The organism is Streptomyces sp. CB09001 (assembly GCF_003369795.1).
In the GTDB taxonomy this organism is placed as follows: domain Bacteria; phylum Actinomycetota; class Actinomycetes; order Streptomycetales; family Streptomycetaceae; genus Streptomyces.
This window is the reverse complement of record NZ_CP026730.1, coordinates 1,586,159-1,600,916: the sequence shown is the minus strand read 5'-3', so window position 1 is coordinate 1,600,916 and position 14,758 is coordinate 1,586,159. Positions and strand designations below refer to the sequence as shown.

The following is a 14,758-nucleotide window of genomic DNA, read 5'->3' as shown; positions in this document are numbered from 1 at the left end:
ACCGAACTGAGGGATTCATGGGACTCACCATCGGCGTCGACATCGGCGGCACGAAGATCGCGGCCGGCGTGGTCGACGAGGAAGGCAACATCCTCTCGACCCACAAGGTGCCGACCCCCACCACACCCGAGGCCATCGTGGACGCCATCGCCTCCGCGGTGGAGGGCGCACGCGTGGGGCACGAGATCGTCGGCGTCGGCATCGGTGCCGCCGGATACGTCAACCGCCAGCGTTCCACGGTCTACTTCGCGCCGAACATCGACTGGCGCCAGGAGCCGCTCAAGGAGAAGGTCGAGGCCCGCGTCGGCCTCCCGGTCGTGGTGGAGAACGACGCCAACGCCGCGGCCTGGGGCGAGTACAAGTTCGGCGGCGGCAAGGGCCACCGCAACGTCATCTGCATCACCCTCGGCACCGGCCTCGGCGGCGGCATCATCATCGGCAACAAGCTGCGCCGCGGTCACTTCGGCGTGGCCGCCGAGTTCGGCCACATCCGCATGGTGCCCGACGGGCTGCTGTGCGGCTGCGGCTCGCAGGGCTGCTGGGAGCAGTACGCGTCGGGCCGGGCGCTGGTGAGGTACGCCAAGCAGCGCGCCAACGCCACCCCCGAGCGCGCCGAGGTGCTGCTCGCGCTCGGGGACGGCACCCCCGACGGCATCGAGGGCAAGCACATCTCGGTCGCCGCCCGCCAGGGCTGCCCGGTCGCCGTCGACTCCTACCGGGAGCTGGCCCGCTGGGCCGGCGCCGGCCTCGCCGACCTGGCCTCGCTGTTCGACCCGTCCGCCTTCATCGTCGGCGGCGGCCTCTCGGACGAGGGCGACCTGGTCCTCGACCCGATCCGCAAGTCCTACAAGCGCTGGCTGGTCGGCGGCAACTGGCGCCCGGTCGCCGACGTGATCGCCGCCCAGCTCGGCAACAAGGCCGGCCTGGTAGGCGCCGCCGACCTGGCGAGAGAACCCGACCCGATCATGTGACGATCACTTCCCGACGTCGGGAGCTGCGCTCACCCGAGGGGCGCGGGGCGGAGTCCATTCGGGGCTCCGCCCCGCGGGCGCGACCAGCCACGACGAACCGGCAGTCGCCCACGAACCCCGCGCCCCGACCCTTGCAGCGCCTGATCATGCGTTCCCGTAAATTGACGGCATGGCAACATCCCTCCCGGCGCTCCCCAACTCCCGCACCGAACCCGACGGTTCCGCGGTCATCCGCGTCCTGAGCTACAACATCCGCTCGCTGCGCGACGACACCGACGCCCTCGCCCGCGTCGTCAAGGCCTGCGCGCCCGACCTGGTCCTCCTCCAGGAGGCCCCCCGCCTCTTCCGCTGGCGCAAGAAGATCACCCGGCTCGCCGCCGCCGCCGACCTGGTCCTGCTCTCCGGCGGCGGCACCGCCGCCGGCCCCGCGCTGCTCTGCTCCCTGCGGGCCACCGTGGAGCGCACCGAGGACGTGCTGCTCCCGCTCACCCCCGGCCGGCACCGCCGGGGCCTCGCCACCGCCGTGGTCCGGTTCGGCGGCGCCCGTATCGGCGTACTCAGCACCCACCTGTCCCTGGACGCGGCCGAGCGCCACGAACAGGCCGGGCTGCTCCTCGACCACCTGGCCGCCCTCGGCGTGAAGCACGCCGTGGCGGGCGGCGACCTGAACGAGCGCCCCGGCGGCCGCACCTTCCGGCGGCTCGGCGACGGGCTGCGCGACTGCTGGACCGCCGCGCCCTGGGGCGGCGAGTACACCTTCCCCGCCACCGCTCCGGACCGCCGTATCGACGCGGTCTTCGTCACCGAGGGCGTCGAGGTACTGGGCTGCGGGGTGCCGTCGGGACTGGCCGGGGTGGCCGAGGACGACCTGAGGGCGGCCACGGACCACCTCCCGGTCCTGACCGCCCTCCGCGTGCCCGCGACCGCCTGACCCCGGGCCCGGCCGGCCGCCCGGTCGACTACACCACCGCGCCCCGCCCCGGATCGTCGTCGTCCTCGTCACCGGTCCGCATCCGCACGACCAGGGTGGCGAAGCCGCCCAGGAAACCGCCGAGGCTCAGGGTCGTCAGCCACCAGGTCATGTCCCAGCCGAGCACCACCGCCAGCAGGAGCAGCACCGGGCCGCCGACCACGCCCAGCCAGGCGAACTTCGAGGTGGGGTCGGTCTCGGGCAGCGGCGGCGGCTCGGGCGGCACGAAGTGGCCCTCGTCGTCCGCGTCGAAGTCGTCGTCGGACGGCTCGGCGGGCGTGTGGTCGCGGGGACCGATGCCGGGCGCGAACGCGACGGAACTCCCCAGCGGCCGGTCCGAGGAGGGCCGGTCCGCCGAGTGCTTCTCGTCGTTCACCTCGGGCTCGAGCAGCGCCAGGTCCTCGACCGACTTGAACGGCTTCGCGCCCGGCGGGTCCGGGGGCTCCTCCCCGTACCCGGCGACGATCGAGGCCCAGGCGGCGTCCTCGTCGAAAGGCGCGTCCTGCGCCCCCGGCCCGCCGTCGGCCGCGCGCTCCCGTCCCTCGCGATGCTCCAGGTCCCGCTCCTCGCGCTCTTCGCGGTCCTCGCGGTCGGAGTCGTGCTCAGCCACCTGCGGTCGTCCCTTCCTTGCCGAGACCGGGCTCCGGTTCCCCGACGGAACCGGGCGCGAGCCGGCCGATGAACGCGACGCTCTCCGCGAAGATCCGGTCCGCATCGTGGTCCAACGTCGCCACGTGGTAGCTCTGTTCCAGCAGGACCTCCGTCACGTCCGTAGACGACACCCGGCCCAGGATCCGCGCCGAGTCGGCCGGCGGCACCACATGGTCCCGCGGGCTGCGCAGCAACAGCAGCGGCTGCGTCACCTGCGGCAGGTCGCCGTCGGCGAGACGGAAGAAGGCGCGCAGCGAGTGGGCCGAGTGCAGCGGCACCCGGTCGTACCCCAGCTCCGCGCTGTGCGGCTTGGCGATGTCGCTGGCGATGCCCTTCGTCGCGGGCACCAGGTGGCGCAGGACCGGAAGGGCGTGCTGGGCGACGCCGTGCATCCTGTTCGCCGGGTTGACGACGACGACGCCCGACACCGCGTCCCCGTGCTTGGCGGCCAGCCGCAGCGCCAGCGCGCCGCCCATGGACAGACCGGCCACGAAGACGCGCTCGCAGCGCTCACGCAGGGCGCGCAGCTCGCGGTCCACCTCCGCGTACCAGTCCTGCCACCCGGTGACCTGCATGTCCTGCCAGCGCGTGCCGTGCCCGGGCAGCAGCGGCAGCGCCACGGTCAGGCCGCGCGCGGCAAGGTACCGCGCCCAGGGCCGCAGCGACTGCGGGGAACCGGTGAAACCGTGACAGAGGAGGACGCCGACCTCACCGCCCTCGTGGCGGAACGGCTCGGCTCCGGGCAGGACCGACACGTCTCGGTCTCCTGTCGTCAGGGGTACTCGCGGGTCTTTCACCGTACGCGACCGCACGGACACCGACCAGGGCCGTCGGGGCCATTGACGGTGTCCCGGGATAAGGTCTGACCCACACATACGGGAGGCACTGGGTTGTTGTACGGCGCGATGAAGGTCACCGTCGGGGGGTCGCTGAAGCTCGCCTTCCGGCCCTGGGTGGAGGGCCTGGAGCACATCCCGGCCGACGGTCCGGCCATTCTGGCGAGCAACCACCTGTCGTTCTCCGACTCGTTCTTCCTGCCGGCCGTCCTCGACCGCAAGGTGACCTTCATCGCCAAGGCCGAGTACTTCAACACCCCCGGGGTCAAGGGCCGGCTGACCGCCGCCTTCTTCAAGGGCGTGGGCCAGCTCCCGGTGGACCGCTCCGGCGCGCGCGGCGCGGGGGAGGCCGCCATCAAGAGCGGCACAGAGGTCCTGGAGCGCGGCGAGCTGTTCGGGATCTATCCCGAGGGCACCCGCTCCCCGGACGGCCGCCTCTACCGCGGCAAGCCGGGCGGCCTCGCGCGGGTGGCCCTCGCCGCCGGCGCGCCCGTCGTCCCGGTCGCCATGATCGACACCGAGAAGATCCAGCCGCCCGGCCAGGTGATGCCGAAGCTGATGCGGCCCGGCATCCGCATCGGCAAGCCGCTGGACTTCTCCCGCTACCAGGGCATGGAGCACGACCGTTTCGTGCTCCGCGCGGTGACCGACGAGGTCATGTACGAGATCATGAAGCTCTCCGGCCAGGAGTACGTCGACGTGTACGCGACCGCCATGAAGCGGCAGCTCGCGGAGGCGGCGAAGGCGGAGAAAGCGGCCAAGGGCGACAAGGCGGCCAAGGGTGCCAAGGCGGCCAGGGCCGGGAAGGACCGGGCCGGCACGTAGTCCGGGCACCGGCACGGCGGCCCGGGGAGGGGGGACATGGCCAGGCGCGAGAGAGTCATGAGGATGTCGGTCGAGCAGCCGCTGTGGCGCGCGCTCGCCGGCTACCGCGTGCTCACCATGCTGTACGCGATCGGCTTCTTCGCCACCGCCTACTCCGGCTTCGCCCGCCCCTGGCTCGCCGTCGCCTACTACGCGTTCCTCTTCGTCTGGACCCTGGCCACCCTGCCCAGGCTCGCCAACGCGGCGAGCTGCACCAAGCGGTTCCTGACCGCCGACCTCACCGTCGCGCTGGCCGGCATCCTGCTCACACCCTTCGCCGACGCCCACGACCGCGTCGCGGACGGCGGCCCGACCCTGCCGTCGATATGGACCGCCGGGTCCGTGCTGGCCTTCGCCGTCAAGGGCGGCTGGCGCTGGGCCGCCGTGGCCTCCACCCTCGTCGCCGTCGCCAACCTGGTCGAACGCGGCACGCCGGCCCGCGACACCGTGCACAACGTCGTCCTCGTCTGGGTCGCCTCCATCGCGATCGGCTACGTCGTCGAGGTCGCCCGCGCCTCCGAGCGCACCCTCGCGCGCGCCCTGGAGATCGAGGCGGCGACCAGGGAACGCGAACGGCTGGCCCGGGACATCCACGACGGCGTCCTCCAGGTACTGGCGATGGTGCAGCGCCGGGGTGCCGTCATCGGCGGCGAGGCGGCCGAACTGGGCCGGCTGGCCGGTGAGCAGGAGGTGGCCCTGCGCACCCTGGTCTCCGGCGGCCTGGTGCCCGTCTCCCGCGTGTCCGAGGACGCCGCCGACGGCGCGGTCGTACGGGTGGTCGAGGAACGGGAGGGGGCCGACCCGGACACTCCCGTCGACCTGCGCGCGCTGCTCGCCCCGTACGCCGGCTCCCTGGTGAACCTCGCCGAGCCGGGCGCCCCGGTCCTTCTGCCCCCGGGCGCCGCGCGGGAGCTGGCCGCCGCCGTGGGCGCCGCGCTGGACAATGTCCGCGAGCACGTCGGCGAGCGGGCGCGCGCCTGGATCCTGGTCGAGGACGAACCGGACGAGGTGATCGTCACCGTCCGCGACGAGGGGCCGGGCATCCCGCCGGGGCGGCTCGCCGAGGCCGAGGGCGAGGGACGGCTCGGCGTGGCCCTGTCGATCCGCGGCCGGCTGCGCGACCTCGGCGGCACGGCCGAGCTGATCTCGGTGCCCGGACAGGGCACGGAGGTCGAACTGAAGGCACCGAAGCAGAACGCGGGTACCACCGCGCGGGGGAAGGCAGCGGACCATGGGTGAACGACACGGCCCCGAACGGCACCACGCCGAGCCGCAGGGCACCGAGCGGCAGGAGCCGATCAAGGTCATGGTGGTCGACGACCACCCGATGTGGCGCGACGCGGTCGCCCGGGACCTCGCCGAGTCCGGCTTCGACGTGGTCGCCACCGCGAGCGACGGCGACCAGGCGGTGCGCCGCGCCCGGGCCGCCGCCCCCGACGTCCTCGTGCTCGACCTCAACCTGCCCGGCAAGCCCGGCGTCCAGGTCTGCAAGGAGGTCGTCGGCGCCGACCCGAAGCTGCGCGTCCTCGTCCTCTCGGCGAGCGGGGAGCACGCCGACGTACTGGAGGCGGTCAAGTCCGGCGCGACCGGCTACCTGCTGAAGTCGGCCTCCACCGAGGAGCTGAGGGACGCGGTGCGCCGCACGGCCGCCGGCGACCCGGTCTTCACCCCGGGGCTCGCCGGGCTGGTCCTCGGCGAGTACCGCCGCCTGGCCTCCGAACCCGCGCCCGCCGGGGGCACCGACGACCCCGGCGCGCCCCGGCTCACCGACCGGGAGACCGAGGTGCTGCGTCTGGTCGCCAAGGGCCTGAGCTACAAGCAGATCGCCGAACGGCTCGTCATCTCCCACCGCACCGTCCAGAACCACGTCCAGAACACTCTCGGCAAGCTCCAGCTGCACAACCGGGTCGAGCTGGTGCGGTACGCGATAGAACGGGGTCTGGACGACGCCTGACCCCACGCGGGACAGTGGCCTCAACCACCCACCCTGGCAAAGGGGTTGTGCGATGAAGGTCGGAGTACTGACCGGAGGCGGCGACTGCCCCGGGCTCAACGCCGTCATCCGGGCCGTCGTCCGCAAGGGCGTCCAGGAGTACGGCTACGACTTCACCGGCTTCCGGGACGGCTGGCGCGGCCCCCTGGAGGGCGACACCGTCCCGCTCGACATCCCGGCCGTCCGCGGCATCCTGCCCCGCGGCGGCACCGTCCTCGGCTCCTCGCGCACCAACCCGCTCCAGCAGCGGGACGGCATCCGGCGCATCAAGGACAACCTCGCCGCACTCGGCGTCGAGGCCCTCATCACCATCGGCGGCGAGGACACCCTCGGCGTCGCCACCCGCCTCGCGGACGAGTACGGCGTGCCCTGCGTCGGCGTCCCCAAGACCATCGACAACGACCTGTCCGCCACCGACTACACCTTCGGCTTCGACACCGCCGTCGGCATCGCCACCGAGGCCATCGACCGGCTGCACACCACCGCCGAGTCCCACATGCGCGTCCTGGTCGTCGAGGTCATGGGCCGGCACGCCGGCTGGATCGCCCTCCACTCCGGCCTGGCCGGCGGCGCCAACGTCATCCTCATCCCCGAGCAGCGCTTCGACGTCGAACAGGTGTGCGCCTGGGTGACCTCCCGGTTCCGGGCCTCCTACGCCCCGATCGTGGTCGTCGCCGAGGGCGCGATGCCGCGCGACGGCGACATGGTGCTCAAGGACGAGTCGCTGGACTCCTACGGGCACGTCCGGCTGTCCGGGGTCGGCGAGTGGCTGGCCAAGCAGATCGAGAAACGCACCGGCAAGGAGGCCCGCACCACCGTCCTCGGTCACGTCCAGCGCGGGGGCACCCCCAGCGCCTTCGACCGCTGGCTCGCCACCCGTTTCGGCCTGCACGCCGTCGACTGCGTGCACGACGGGGACTTCGGCAAGATGGTCGCCCTGCGCGGCACGGACATCGTCCGCGTCCCGATCGCCGAGGCCACGGCCCGGCTGAAGACCGTCGACCCGGCGCTGTACGAGGAGGTCGGTGTCTTCTTCGGCTGACCGCCGAGGTACCTGCCGCTGACCGGCGGGGGTGGGCCGAGAGCCGTATATTCGGCCCGGAGCCCACCCACGACGGGAGCGGTCATGGAGATCCTGGCCTTCGGCGTCCAGGCCGACGAGAAGCCCCTGCTCGAGCGGGCCTTCGGCGACCACGAGGACGTCCGCTGCCTGGACGTCTTCCTCAACGAGGACACCGCCCCCATCGCGGCCGGCCACGAGATCGTCTCCACGTCCGTCAACGCCGACCTCGGCGCGGACGTCCTGGAGATCCTCGCGGCCGGCGGCACCCGGATGGTGGCCCAGCGCTCCACCGGCTTCAACAACGTCGACCTGGACACGGCCGAGCGGCTCGGCATGACCGTGGCCCGGGTGTCGTACTACTCGCCCCACTCGGTCGCCGAGTTCGCCTGGGCCCTCGCCATGGCCGTCAACCGGCGGATCGTGCGCGCCTCCATCCGCACCCGCGACTTCGACTTCCGCCTCGACGGACTGATGGGCCGGGACCTGCACGGCCGCACCGCCGGCGTCCTCGGCACCGGCAAGATCGGCGAGGCCTTCGCCCGGATCGCCCACGGCTTCGGCATGCGCCTGCTCGGCTGGGACGTCGCCCAGAACCCGGCCTGCGCGGAGCTGGGCATGCGCTACGTCCCGAAGGACGAGCTGCTCGCCCGCTCCGACCTGATCACCCTGCACGTCCCGCTGATGGCCGAGACCCGGCACCTGATCGACGCCGCCGCGCTGAAGGCGATGCGCGACGACGCCATCCTGATCAACTCCAGCCGCGGCGGCCTGATCGACACCGCGGCCCTCGTCGGCGAACTGCGCGCGGGCCGCTTCGCGGGCGTGGGCCTGGACGTGTACGAGGCGGAGGCGGGCCTGTTCTTCCTCGACAAGTCCCTGGAGGCCGTCGACGACGACACCCTGGCCCGCCTCGTCACCTTCCCGAACGTCCTGGTCACCTCCCACCAGGCGTACTACACCGCGGACGCCGTCGGTCAGATCGTCGACACGACGGTGCGCAACGTCCTCGACTACCGGGAGGGGCGCCGCTCGGAGAACGTGCTCGTCCCGCGCAGCTGACCGGCCAGCTCCCGGACGATCGCCGTGCCGTTCAGCGTCAGCACCGACTCCGGGTGGAACTGCACGCCCGCGAATCCCGGCCCCCGCAGCGCGTGCACCTCGCCGCCCGCCGAGCGGCTCACCTCGACGCCGCGCGCGGCCAGCCCGACGGCCGCCGCGTCGTCGCAGCGCGCGGTGAAGCTGTTGTAGAAGCCGACCGTCTCCGGCCGCCCGAACAGGTCGATCCCGGTCTGCGCACCCTGGTACGGCACCTCCTTGCGGACGATGTCCAGCCCCAGCTCCGCCGCGATCAGCTCGTGGCCCAGGCAGACGCCGAGGACGCCGTGCCGGTTCGCCCCGAGCACCTGGGCGGTCAGGGACCGCAGGAAACGCATCTTCGGGTCGGCCGGGTCGGAGGGGTCGCCGGGACCCGGCCCCAGCACCACCGGGCCGCCCTCGTGCCCGAGCACCGCCTCGCGCAGCCCCGGTTCGTCGTACCGCCGTACGCTCACCGCGAGCCCCGAGGAGCGCAGCACGTGCGCGAGCATCGCCGTGAAGGTGTCCTCCGCGTCGACGACCAGGGCGTGCCCGGACAGCGCGGCCGACGGCTCCTGCATCCGCAGCCAGAACGGGGCCAGCGAGGCGCGGCGCCCGTCCAGCGCGGCCCGCACCCGGGGGTCGTCGGCCAGCCGCGGACGCCCGGCCTCCGTCCGCGGCCGGGACGGGCGTACGCCCAGCGCGGCCAGCACGCCGGCCGCCTTGGCGTGGGTCTCCGCGACCTCGCCCGCCGGGTCCGAGCCGCGCACCAGTGTGGCGCCGACCGGCACCCGCAGCCGCCCGGCGGCGTCGATGTCGGCGGTGCGGATCAGGATGGGGGAGTCGAGGATCTGGGGGCCCGGCAGCCCCGGCCCGTCACCCGGGTCCCGCCCGAGCAGCGCCAGCGCGCCCGCGTAGTAGCCCCGCCCCCCGGTCTCGTGCCGCTCGATGACCCGGCAGGCGTTCTGCACCGGCGAGCCGGTGACCGTCGCCGCGAACATGGTCTCCCGCAGCACCTCCCGCGCGTCCAGGGACGACTTGCCGCGCAGCTCGTACTCGGTGTGCGCGAGGTGCGCCATCTCCTTGAGCCGCGGGCCGACGACCACCCCGCCCATGTCGCCGACGGTGCACATCATCTTCAGTTCCTCGTCGACGACCATCGACAGCTCCTCGATCTCCTTGCCGTCGGCGAGGAAGTCGAGCAGGTGCTCGGGCGTCGGCCCCTCGGCGGGATAGCGGTACGTCCCGCTGATCGGGTTCATGACGACAGTGCCCCCGTACATCCGCACGTGCACCTCAGGGCTGGCGCCCACCAGTGTGCGGTCCCCGGTGTGCACGACGAACGTCCAGTACGCGCCCCGCTCGCTCTCGAGGAGCCGCCGGAACAGGGCCAGTGCGTCGGCCCGCCCGAAACCCGGGATCCGCCCCTCGTACGTCCGCCGGATCACGAAGTTGGCGCCCTCGCCGCGCCCGATCTCCTCGTCGAGCACCCGGCCGACGATCCGCGCGTACTCCTCGTCACCGACGTCGAAGCCGCCGCGCTCGACCTGGACCTCGTGCGCGGGCAGCTGCGCCAGCACCTCGGCGAGCGGGATGCCGTGGCGCTCCTCGGGGGTGAGCATCAGCAGGGGGGTGCCGTCGTCGCGTACGTCGAAGCCGCGCTCGCGGATCTGCCGGAAGGGGACGAGCGCCAGCCCCTCGTCGGGCAGGTCGGCGAGTCTGTCGTGCTCCGTGACCGGGCCGAGCAGCAGTTCCACCAGGTCGTGGTCGTGGCCCGGGGCGCGGCGGCGGAGCAGGGCGAACGGGCGGGGGTCGGCCAGGAGGCCGTCGAGCGCTGTCATGGTCCGGGTCCTTCTCGGTTGTCGGAGAGGAACGGACCCGGTCTCGAAAACACCGAAGGCCGCCCCTCGGGCGGCCTTCGCGAGTCTTGAGTCGCGCGCAGTCAGTGGGCCGCCGGATGAGCGGTCCACCACCAGTTCTGGGTCGGGTGCGCGAACATGGCACGGACGCTACACCATGAGGCGTTTGCCGAAGCCCACCGTGTCGTTGTTCCAGCCGTGCTCCCGGCCCGAGCGGGGATGGCCCGGCACTGCCGCAGATGGGCGCTGATTGCTCCCCGCACTCGCGGGTCGTCGGGCGCACCCCGACGACGGGGTGCGCCCGTCTCACGGACTGGGCGTGGCGCTGGACGCCCCGGTCGACCGCGTAATGTTGGGCGCGTGACCGTGAACGCTGATTCCCGAAGCGTCGCCGCTCAGGCGACATGGCGAAGCCTGCCCGCGGCGCAGCAGCCCGAGTACCCGGATGCCGAGGCTCTGCGCGATGTGATCGCCGAGCTCGAATCGTATCCGCCGCTCGTGTTCGCCGGAGAGTGCGACCAGCTGCGTGCCCGCATGGCCGCGGTCGCCCGGGGGGAGGCGTTCGTCCTCCAGGGCGGCGACTGCGCCGAGTCGTTCGACGCGGTGTCCGCCGAGCACATCAGGGCCAAGCTCAAGACCCTTCTCCAGATGGGCGCCGTCCTCACCTACGCCGCGTCCGTGCCCGTGGTGAAGGTCGGCCGGATCGCGGGCCAGTACTCCAAGCCCCGTTCCAAGCCGACGGAGACGCGCGACGGCGTGACGCTGCCGACCTACCGCGGCGACTCCGTCAACGGCTTCGACTTCACCGAGGCGGCCCGGGTCCCGGACCCCGAGCGGCTCAAGCGCATGTACCACGCCTCGGCCTCCACGCTGAACCTGGTGCGCGCCTTCACCACCGGCGGCTACGCCGACCTGCGCCAGGTGCACGCCTGGAACCAGGACTTCGTGAAGTCCTCCCCCTCCGGCCAGCGCTACGAGCAGCTCGCCCGGGAGATCGACAACGCGCTGAACTTCATGCGGGCCTGCGGGACGGACCCGGCCGAGTTCCAGACCGTCGAGTTCTTCTCCTCGCACGAGGCGCTGCTGCTCGACTACGAGTCGGCCCTCACCCGCGTCGACTCGCGCACCGGGCAGCTCTACGACGTCTCCGGTCACATGGTGTGGATCGGTGAGCGCACCCGGCAGCTGGACCACGCGCACATCGAGTTCGCCTCGCGGATCCGCAACCCGATCGGCATCAAGCTCGGCCCGACGACGACGGCCGAGGAGGCGCTGCAGTACATCGAGCGTCTCGACCCCGAGCGCGAGCCCGGGCGGCTGACCTTCATCGTCCGGATGGGCGCGGACAAGATCCGCGACAAGCTCCCGGAGCTGGTGGAGAAGGTCACCGCGTCCGGCGCCACCGTCGCCTGGATCACCGACCCGATGCACGGCAACACCTACGAGGCGGCCTCCGGTCACAAGACCCGCCGCTTCGACGACGTGCTCGACGAGGTCAAGGGCTTCTTCGAGGTGCACAAGTCGCTCGGCACCCACCCGGGCGGCATCCACGTGGAGCTGACCGGCGACGACGTCACCGAGTGCGTGGGCGGCGGCGACGAGATCTTCGTCGACGACCTGCACCAGCGCTACGAGACGGCCTGCGACCCGCGGCTCAACCGCAGCCAGTCGCTCGACCTGGCGTTCCTGGTGGCGGAGATGTACCGGGACCAGTGACGGTCCGCCCCGGGCGGGCGGGTGAAATGGGGCGCGGGTCACACGGGATCCGCGCCCCTCCCACTTTTGCCGGCCTTGCGTGATGGGTAAGGTTAGGTTTGCCTCACCGATCAGTCGGGCCCTCCGGTCGTCGGTACGGCACGACCTTGTACCCCGCCCGGGAGGTGAACCGCGTGTTCGTCTGCAGCTGCTTCGGTGTCACCGAGGAACAGGTGAAGAGCCACGCGGAGGCCGGCGCGTGCACGCCCCGGCAGATCGCCTCCGCCTGCAAGGCGGGCACCGACTGCGGCGGCTGCGTACGGCGCATCCAGGCCCTGCTCGGGCGCGGCGCCTGCCCCCGTCGGCAGCTGGCCGACCAGGGCGCCCCGGTCCTCTCGGAGCTTCCCGAGGCGGCCTAGCCGCACCTCCGGCCCCCTAGAGGGAGCCCGGTCCCGACGGGTCCGGCTGGGTCTGCTCGATGACCGTCGACAGGTAGAGCGACTCGCCCAGCTTCTCGATCAGGTCGAGCTGGGTCTCCAGGTAGTCGATGTGGTGCTCCTCGTCGGCGAGGATCGCCTCGAAGACATTGGCCGACGTGACGTCGTGCTTGGCCCGCATCACCTCGATGCCCCGGCGCAGCCGGTCGATCGCCTCCAGCTCGATCTCCCGGTCGGCCTGGAACATCTCGGTCACGCTCTGGCCGACCCGCACGTGGAAGAGCCGCTGGTAGTTCGGCAGGCCGTCCAGGAGCAGGATGCGGTCGGTGAGCACCTCGGCGTGGCGCATCTCGTCGAAGGACTCCGCGCGCGTGTACTTCGCGAGCTTGGTCCAGCCCTTGTGGTCCTGCAGCTTCGCGTGCAGGAAGTACTGGTTGATGGCCGTGAGCTCGGCGGTCAGCTGCTCATTGAGGAACTCGATGACTTCCGGGTCGCCCTGCATCGCTTGACGCTCCTTCGAACGGGAACAGGCGTGTTGCGCGGCATGATTGCACCGGCATCGAAGATCGTCCAGTAAGTCTTGACTTAGTAAGTAAGTACAGGCTTAGTCGGTTTGGCGGGCATCGGCGGCTTTTGCCCGAATGTAAGTGAGGTGGGTCAGGGGCATCGGCCCGGGTCTGTCAGGATGGAGGCATGGGTCAGCCGGTGGAACACGGATCGGGAGAAGACGGTTCGCAAGGAGCGTCGCGGTTCGAGCTCCCGCCCGGGCAGCGGCTGCAGCGTGGCTGGCCCGTCACGCACTACGGACCCGTTCCCAAGTTCCGCCCCGAGCGCTGGGAGTTCCGGGTCTTCGGCGCCACCACCGACGACGAGAAGCACGGCTGGACCCACGACGAGTTCAGCGCCCTGCCCTACACCACGGTCGTCGCCGACCTGCACTGCGTCACGAAGTTCAGCATGCTCGGTGCCGAGTGGGGCGGCGTCCCGGCCACCACGATCCTTCGGCTGGCCCCGCCCGCGCCCGCCGTCACCCACGTGATGGTGTGGGCCGAGTACGGCTTCAGCTCCAACCTCAGGCTGTCCGACTTCGCCGCCGAGCGCACCCTCTTCGCCACCCACAAGGACGGCGAGCTGCTCACCGCCGAGCACGGCTTCCCGCTGCGGCTGGTCGTGCCCCACCTGTACGCCTGGAAGGGCCCGAAGTGGGTGCGCGGCATCGAGTACATGACCGCCGACCGGCGCGGCTTCTGGGAGGAGCGCGGCTACCACAACATCGGCGACCCCTGGCGGGAGCAGCGCTACTCCTACCAGGAGGAGCCCGGGGACGGCCCCGAGCCGTGACCCGCCGTACGGCCACCCTCGGTCAGCCGTCGCGCAGCCTCTTCAGCCGCGCCACGTCCGCCGCGTGTCCCTCCTTGCCGCCGGGCGTCTCGATGACCAGCGGCACGCCCTCGGTCGCCGGGTGCGTCATCAGCGCGCGGAACGGGTCCTCGCCGATGTGACCGGCGCCGATGTTCTCGTGCCGGTCCTTGTGCGCGCCGGCCACGTCCTTGGAGTCGTTGGCGTGGATCAGCCGCAGCCGGCCCTCGCCGACGGTGTCCACCAGCAGATCGAGGGTCTGGTGCATGCCGGACGGTCCGGTCAGGTCGTGGCCGGCCGCGAAGATGTGGCAGGTGTCCAGGCACACGCCCAGCTTCGGATGGGCGTCCAGCGCCTCGAAGTACGGCCCGAAGTCCCAGGTCCGCGAGCACAGGGAGGCGCCCTGGCCGGCCGTCGACTCCAGCAGCAGGTACGGGTCGTCGTCGTGGGTCAGTTCGTCGAGCAGCGGCAGCAGGTGCTCGCGCACCTGCTTCAGCGCCACCGACCTCTCCCGTCCGCCGGTAGCGCTCCCGGTGTGCACCACCACGCCGAGCGCCCCGATGGCCCGCCCGCGCCGCAGCGAGTGCCGCAGCGACTGAACCGACCGCTCCACCGTCGCCTCGGTGTGCGAGCCGAAGTTGATCAGGTACGGCGCGTGCACGTACGCCGGGACCGATCCGGCCGCGCAGGCCTCGCGGAAGGCCTCGTCCTGCTTCGGGTTGCCGGCCGGGGTGGCCCAGCCGCGCGGGTTGGCGACGAAGACCTGCACGGTCTCCGCCTTCAGCTCACGGGCGTAGGACAGCCCGACGGAGTGCAGTCCGCCGGCCACCGGGACGTGACCGCCTACGGGATTGCGCGGCAGGGGGGAGGAGGATGCGGTGCTCATGTCGGCACCAAGGATGCCAGGACGTGTGGACGGACCCCGGCTCAGGGTACGTCTGCACCGGCGCCGCCCTGAGCCGGCCCGTCGACCAGGTGTCCGGCCT

General features: G+C 72.2%; 15 protein-coding genes. 10 read left to right on the top strand and 5 right to left on the bottom strand.

The annotated features are described in order from the left end of the window. The first annotated feature begins 17 nt into the window (after nucleotides 1–17). The gene (locus C4J65_RS07510) at nucleotides 18–971 is read left to right on the top strand and encodes an ROK family glucokinase (RefSeq protein WP_007448618.1); all 954 of its coding nucleotides are present in this window, start codon (nucleotides 18–20) and stop codon (nucleotides 969–971) included. A 169-nt stretch (nucleotides 972–1,140) separates the two neighbouring features. After that, complete coding sequence (locus tag C4J65_RS07505; protein WP_115741697.1) at nucleotides 1,141–1,902, top strand: endonuclease/exonuclease/phosphatase family protein; 762 nt, start codon at nucleotides 1,141–1,143, stop codon at nucleotides 1,900–1,902. Between the two features lie 28 nt (nucleotides 1,903–1,930). On the opposite strand, the gene C4J65_RS07500 is transcribed toward C4J65_RS07505, so the two are convergent. Next, nucleotides 1,931–2,551: a hypothetical protein gene (locus C4J65_RS07500; RefSeq protein ID WP_115741696.1), complete on the bottom strand. Its 621-nt coding sequence runs from the start codon at nucleotides 2,549–2,551 to the stop codon at nucleotides 1,931–1,933. Then, complete coding sequence (locus C4J65_RS07495; protein ID WP_115741695.1) at nucleotides 2,544–3,347, bottom strand: alpha/beta fold hydrolase; 804 nt, start codon at nucleotides 3,345–3,347, stop codon at nucleotides 2,544–2,546. Before C4J65_RS07495 ends, C4J65_RS07500 begins: the two co-directional genes overlap by 8 nt. Nucleotides 3,348–3,497: 150 nt before the next feature. On the opposite strand from C4J65_RS07495, the gene C4J65_RS07490 reads away from it, so the two are divergent. The 5 genes from C4J65_RS07490 to C4J65_RS07470 all read left to right on the top strand — a co-directional run bounded on the left by C4J65_RS07490 (nucleotide 3,498) and on the right by C4J65_RS07470 (nucleotide 8,407). Further along, on the top strand, nucleotides 3,498–4,253 hold the full coding sequence (locus C4J65_RS07490) for a lysophospholipid acyltransferase family protein (RefSeq protein ID WP_205350967.1): 756 nt from the start codon (nucleotides 3,498–3,500) through the stop codon (nucleotides 4,251–4,253). A gap of 36 nt (nucleotides 4,254–4,289) precedes the next feature. Continuing rightward, on the top strand, nucleotides 4,290–5,531 hold the full coding sequence (locus C4J65_RS07485; protein ID WP_115741693.1) for a DUF5931 domain-containing protein: 1,242 nt from the start codon (nucleotides 4,290–4,292) through the stop codon (nucleotides 5,529–5,531). Next, complete coding sequence (locus C4J65_RS07480; RefSeq protein ID WP_162833070.1) at nucleotides 5,524–6,246, top strand: response regulator transcription factor; 723 nt, start codon at nucleotides 5,524–5,526, stop codon at nucleotides 6,244–6,246. Before C4J65_RS07485 ends, C4J65_RS07480 begins: the two co-directional genes overlap by 8 nt. A 52-nt stretch (nucleotides 6,247–6,298) precedes the next feature. Continuing rightward, nucleotides 6,299–7,327 carry a 6-phosphofructokinase gene (locus C4J65_RS07475; protein ID WP_115741692.1) on the top strand — a complete coding sequence of 343 codons (1,029 nt, stop codon included), beginning with the start codon at nucleotides 6,299–6,301 and terminating at the stop codon, nucleotides 7,325–7,327. A gap of 84 nt (nucleotides 7,328–7,411) precedes the next feature. Further along, a complete protein-coding gene (locus tag C4J65_RS07470; RefSeq protein WP_115741691.1) occupies nucleotides 7,412–8,407 on the top strand; it encodes a 2-hydroxyacid dehydrogenase in 996 nt (331 codons plus the stop codon). Here C4J65_RS07470 and C4J65_RS07465 read toward each other — a convergent pair. Beyond that, nucleotides 8,359–10,263: an anthranilate synthase family protein gene (locus tag C4J65_RS07465; RefSeq protein WP_115741690.1), complete on the bottom strand. Its 1,905-nt coding sequence runs from the start codon at nucleotides 10,261–10,263 to the stop codon at nucleotides 8,359–8,361. The genes C4J65_RS07470 and C4J65_RS07465 overlap by 49 nt on opposite strands. Nucleotides 10,264–10,641: 378 nt before the next feature. Between C4J65_RS07465 and C4J65_RS07455 the strand changes: the two genes are divergently transcribed. After that, nucleotides 10,642–11,997, top strand: coding sequence for a 3-deoxy-7-phosphoheptulonate synthase class II (locus tag C4J65_RS07455; protein WP_115741688.1), 1,356 nt, complete (start codon nucleotides 10,642–10,644; stop codon nucleotides 11,995–11,997). A 164-nt stretch (nucleotides 11,998–12,161) separates the two neighbouring features. Beyond that, entirely contained in the window at nucleotides 12,162–12,395 is a 234-nt protein-coding gene (locus C4J65_RS07450) for a (2Fe-2S)-binding protein (protein ID WP_164883559.1), read from the top strand. Nucleotides 12,396–12,411: 16 nt separating this feature from the next. On the opposite strand, the gene bfr is transcribed toward C4J65_RS07450, so the two are convergent. Continuing rightward, a complete protein-coding gene (bfr, locus tag C4J65_RS07445; protein WP_115741687.1) occupies nucleotides 12,412–12,915 on the bottom strand; it encodes a bacterioferritin in 504 nt (167 codons plus the stop codon). 191 nt (nucleotides 12,916–13,106) lie between these two features. On the opposite strand from bfr, the gene C4J65_RS07440 reads away from it, so the two are divergent. Further along, nucleotides 13,107–13,754, top strand: coding sequence for a sulfite oxidase-like oxidoreductase (locus C4J65_RS07440; RefSeq protein ID WP_115741686.1), 648 nt, complete (start codon nucleotides 13,107–13,109; stop codon nucleotides 13,752–13,754). 22 nt (nucleotides 13,755–13,776) lie between these two features. Here C4J65_RS07440 and C4J65_RS07435 read toward each other — a convergent pair whose 3' ends face one another. Beyond that, nucleotides 13,777–14,658 carry a deoxyribonuclease IV gene (locus C4J65_RS07435; protein WP_115741685.1) on the bottom strand — a complete coding sequence of 294 codons (882 nt, stop codon included), beginning with the start codon at nucleotides 14,656–14,658 and terminating at the stop codon, nucleotides 13,777–13,779. Nucleotides 14,659–14,758: the final 100 nt, after the last annotated feature.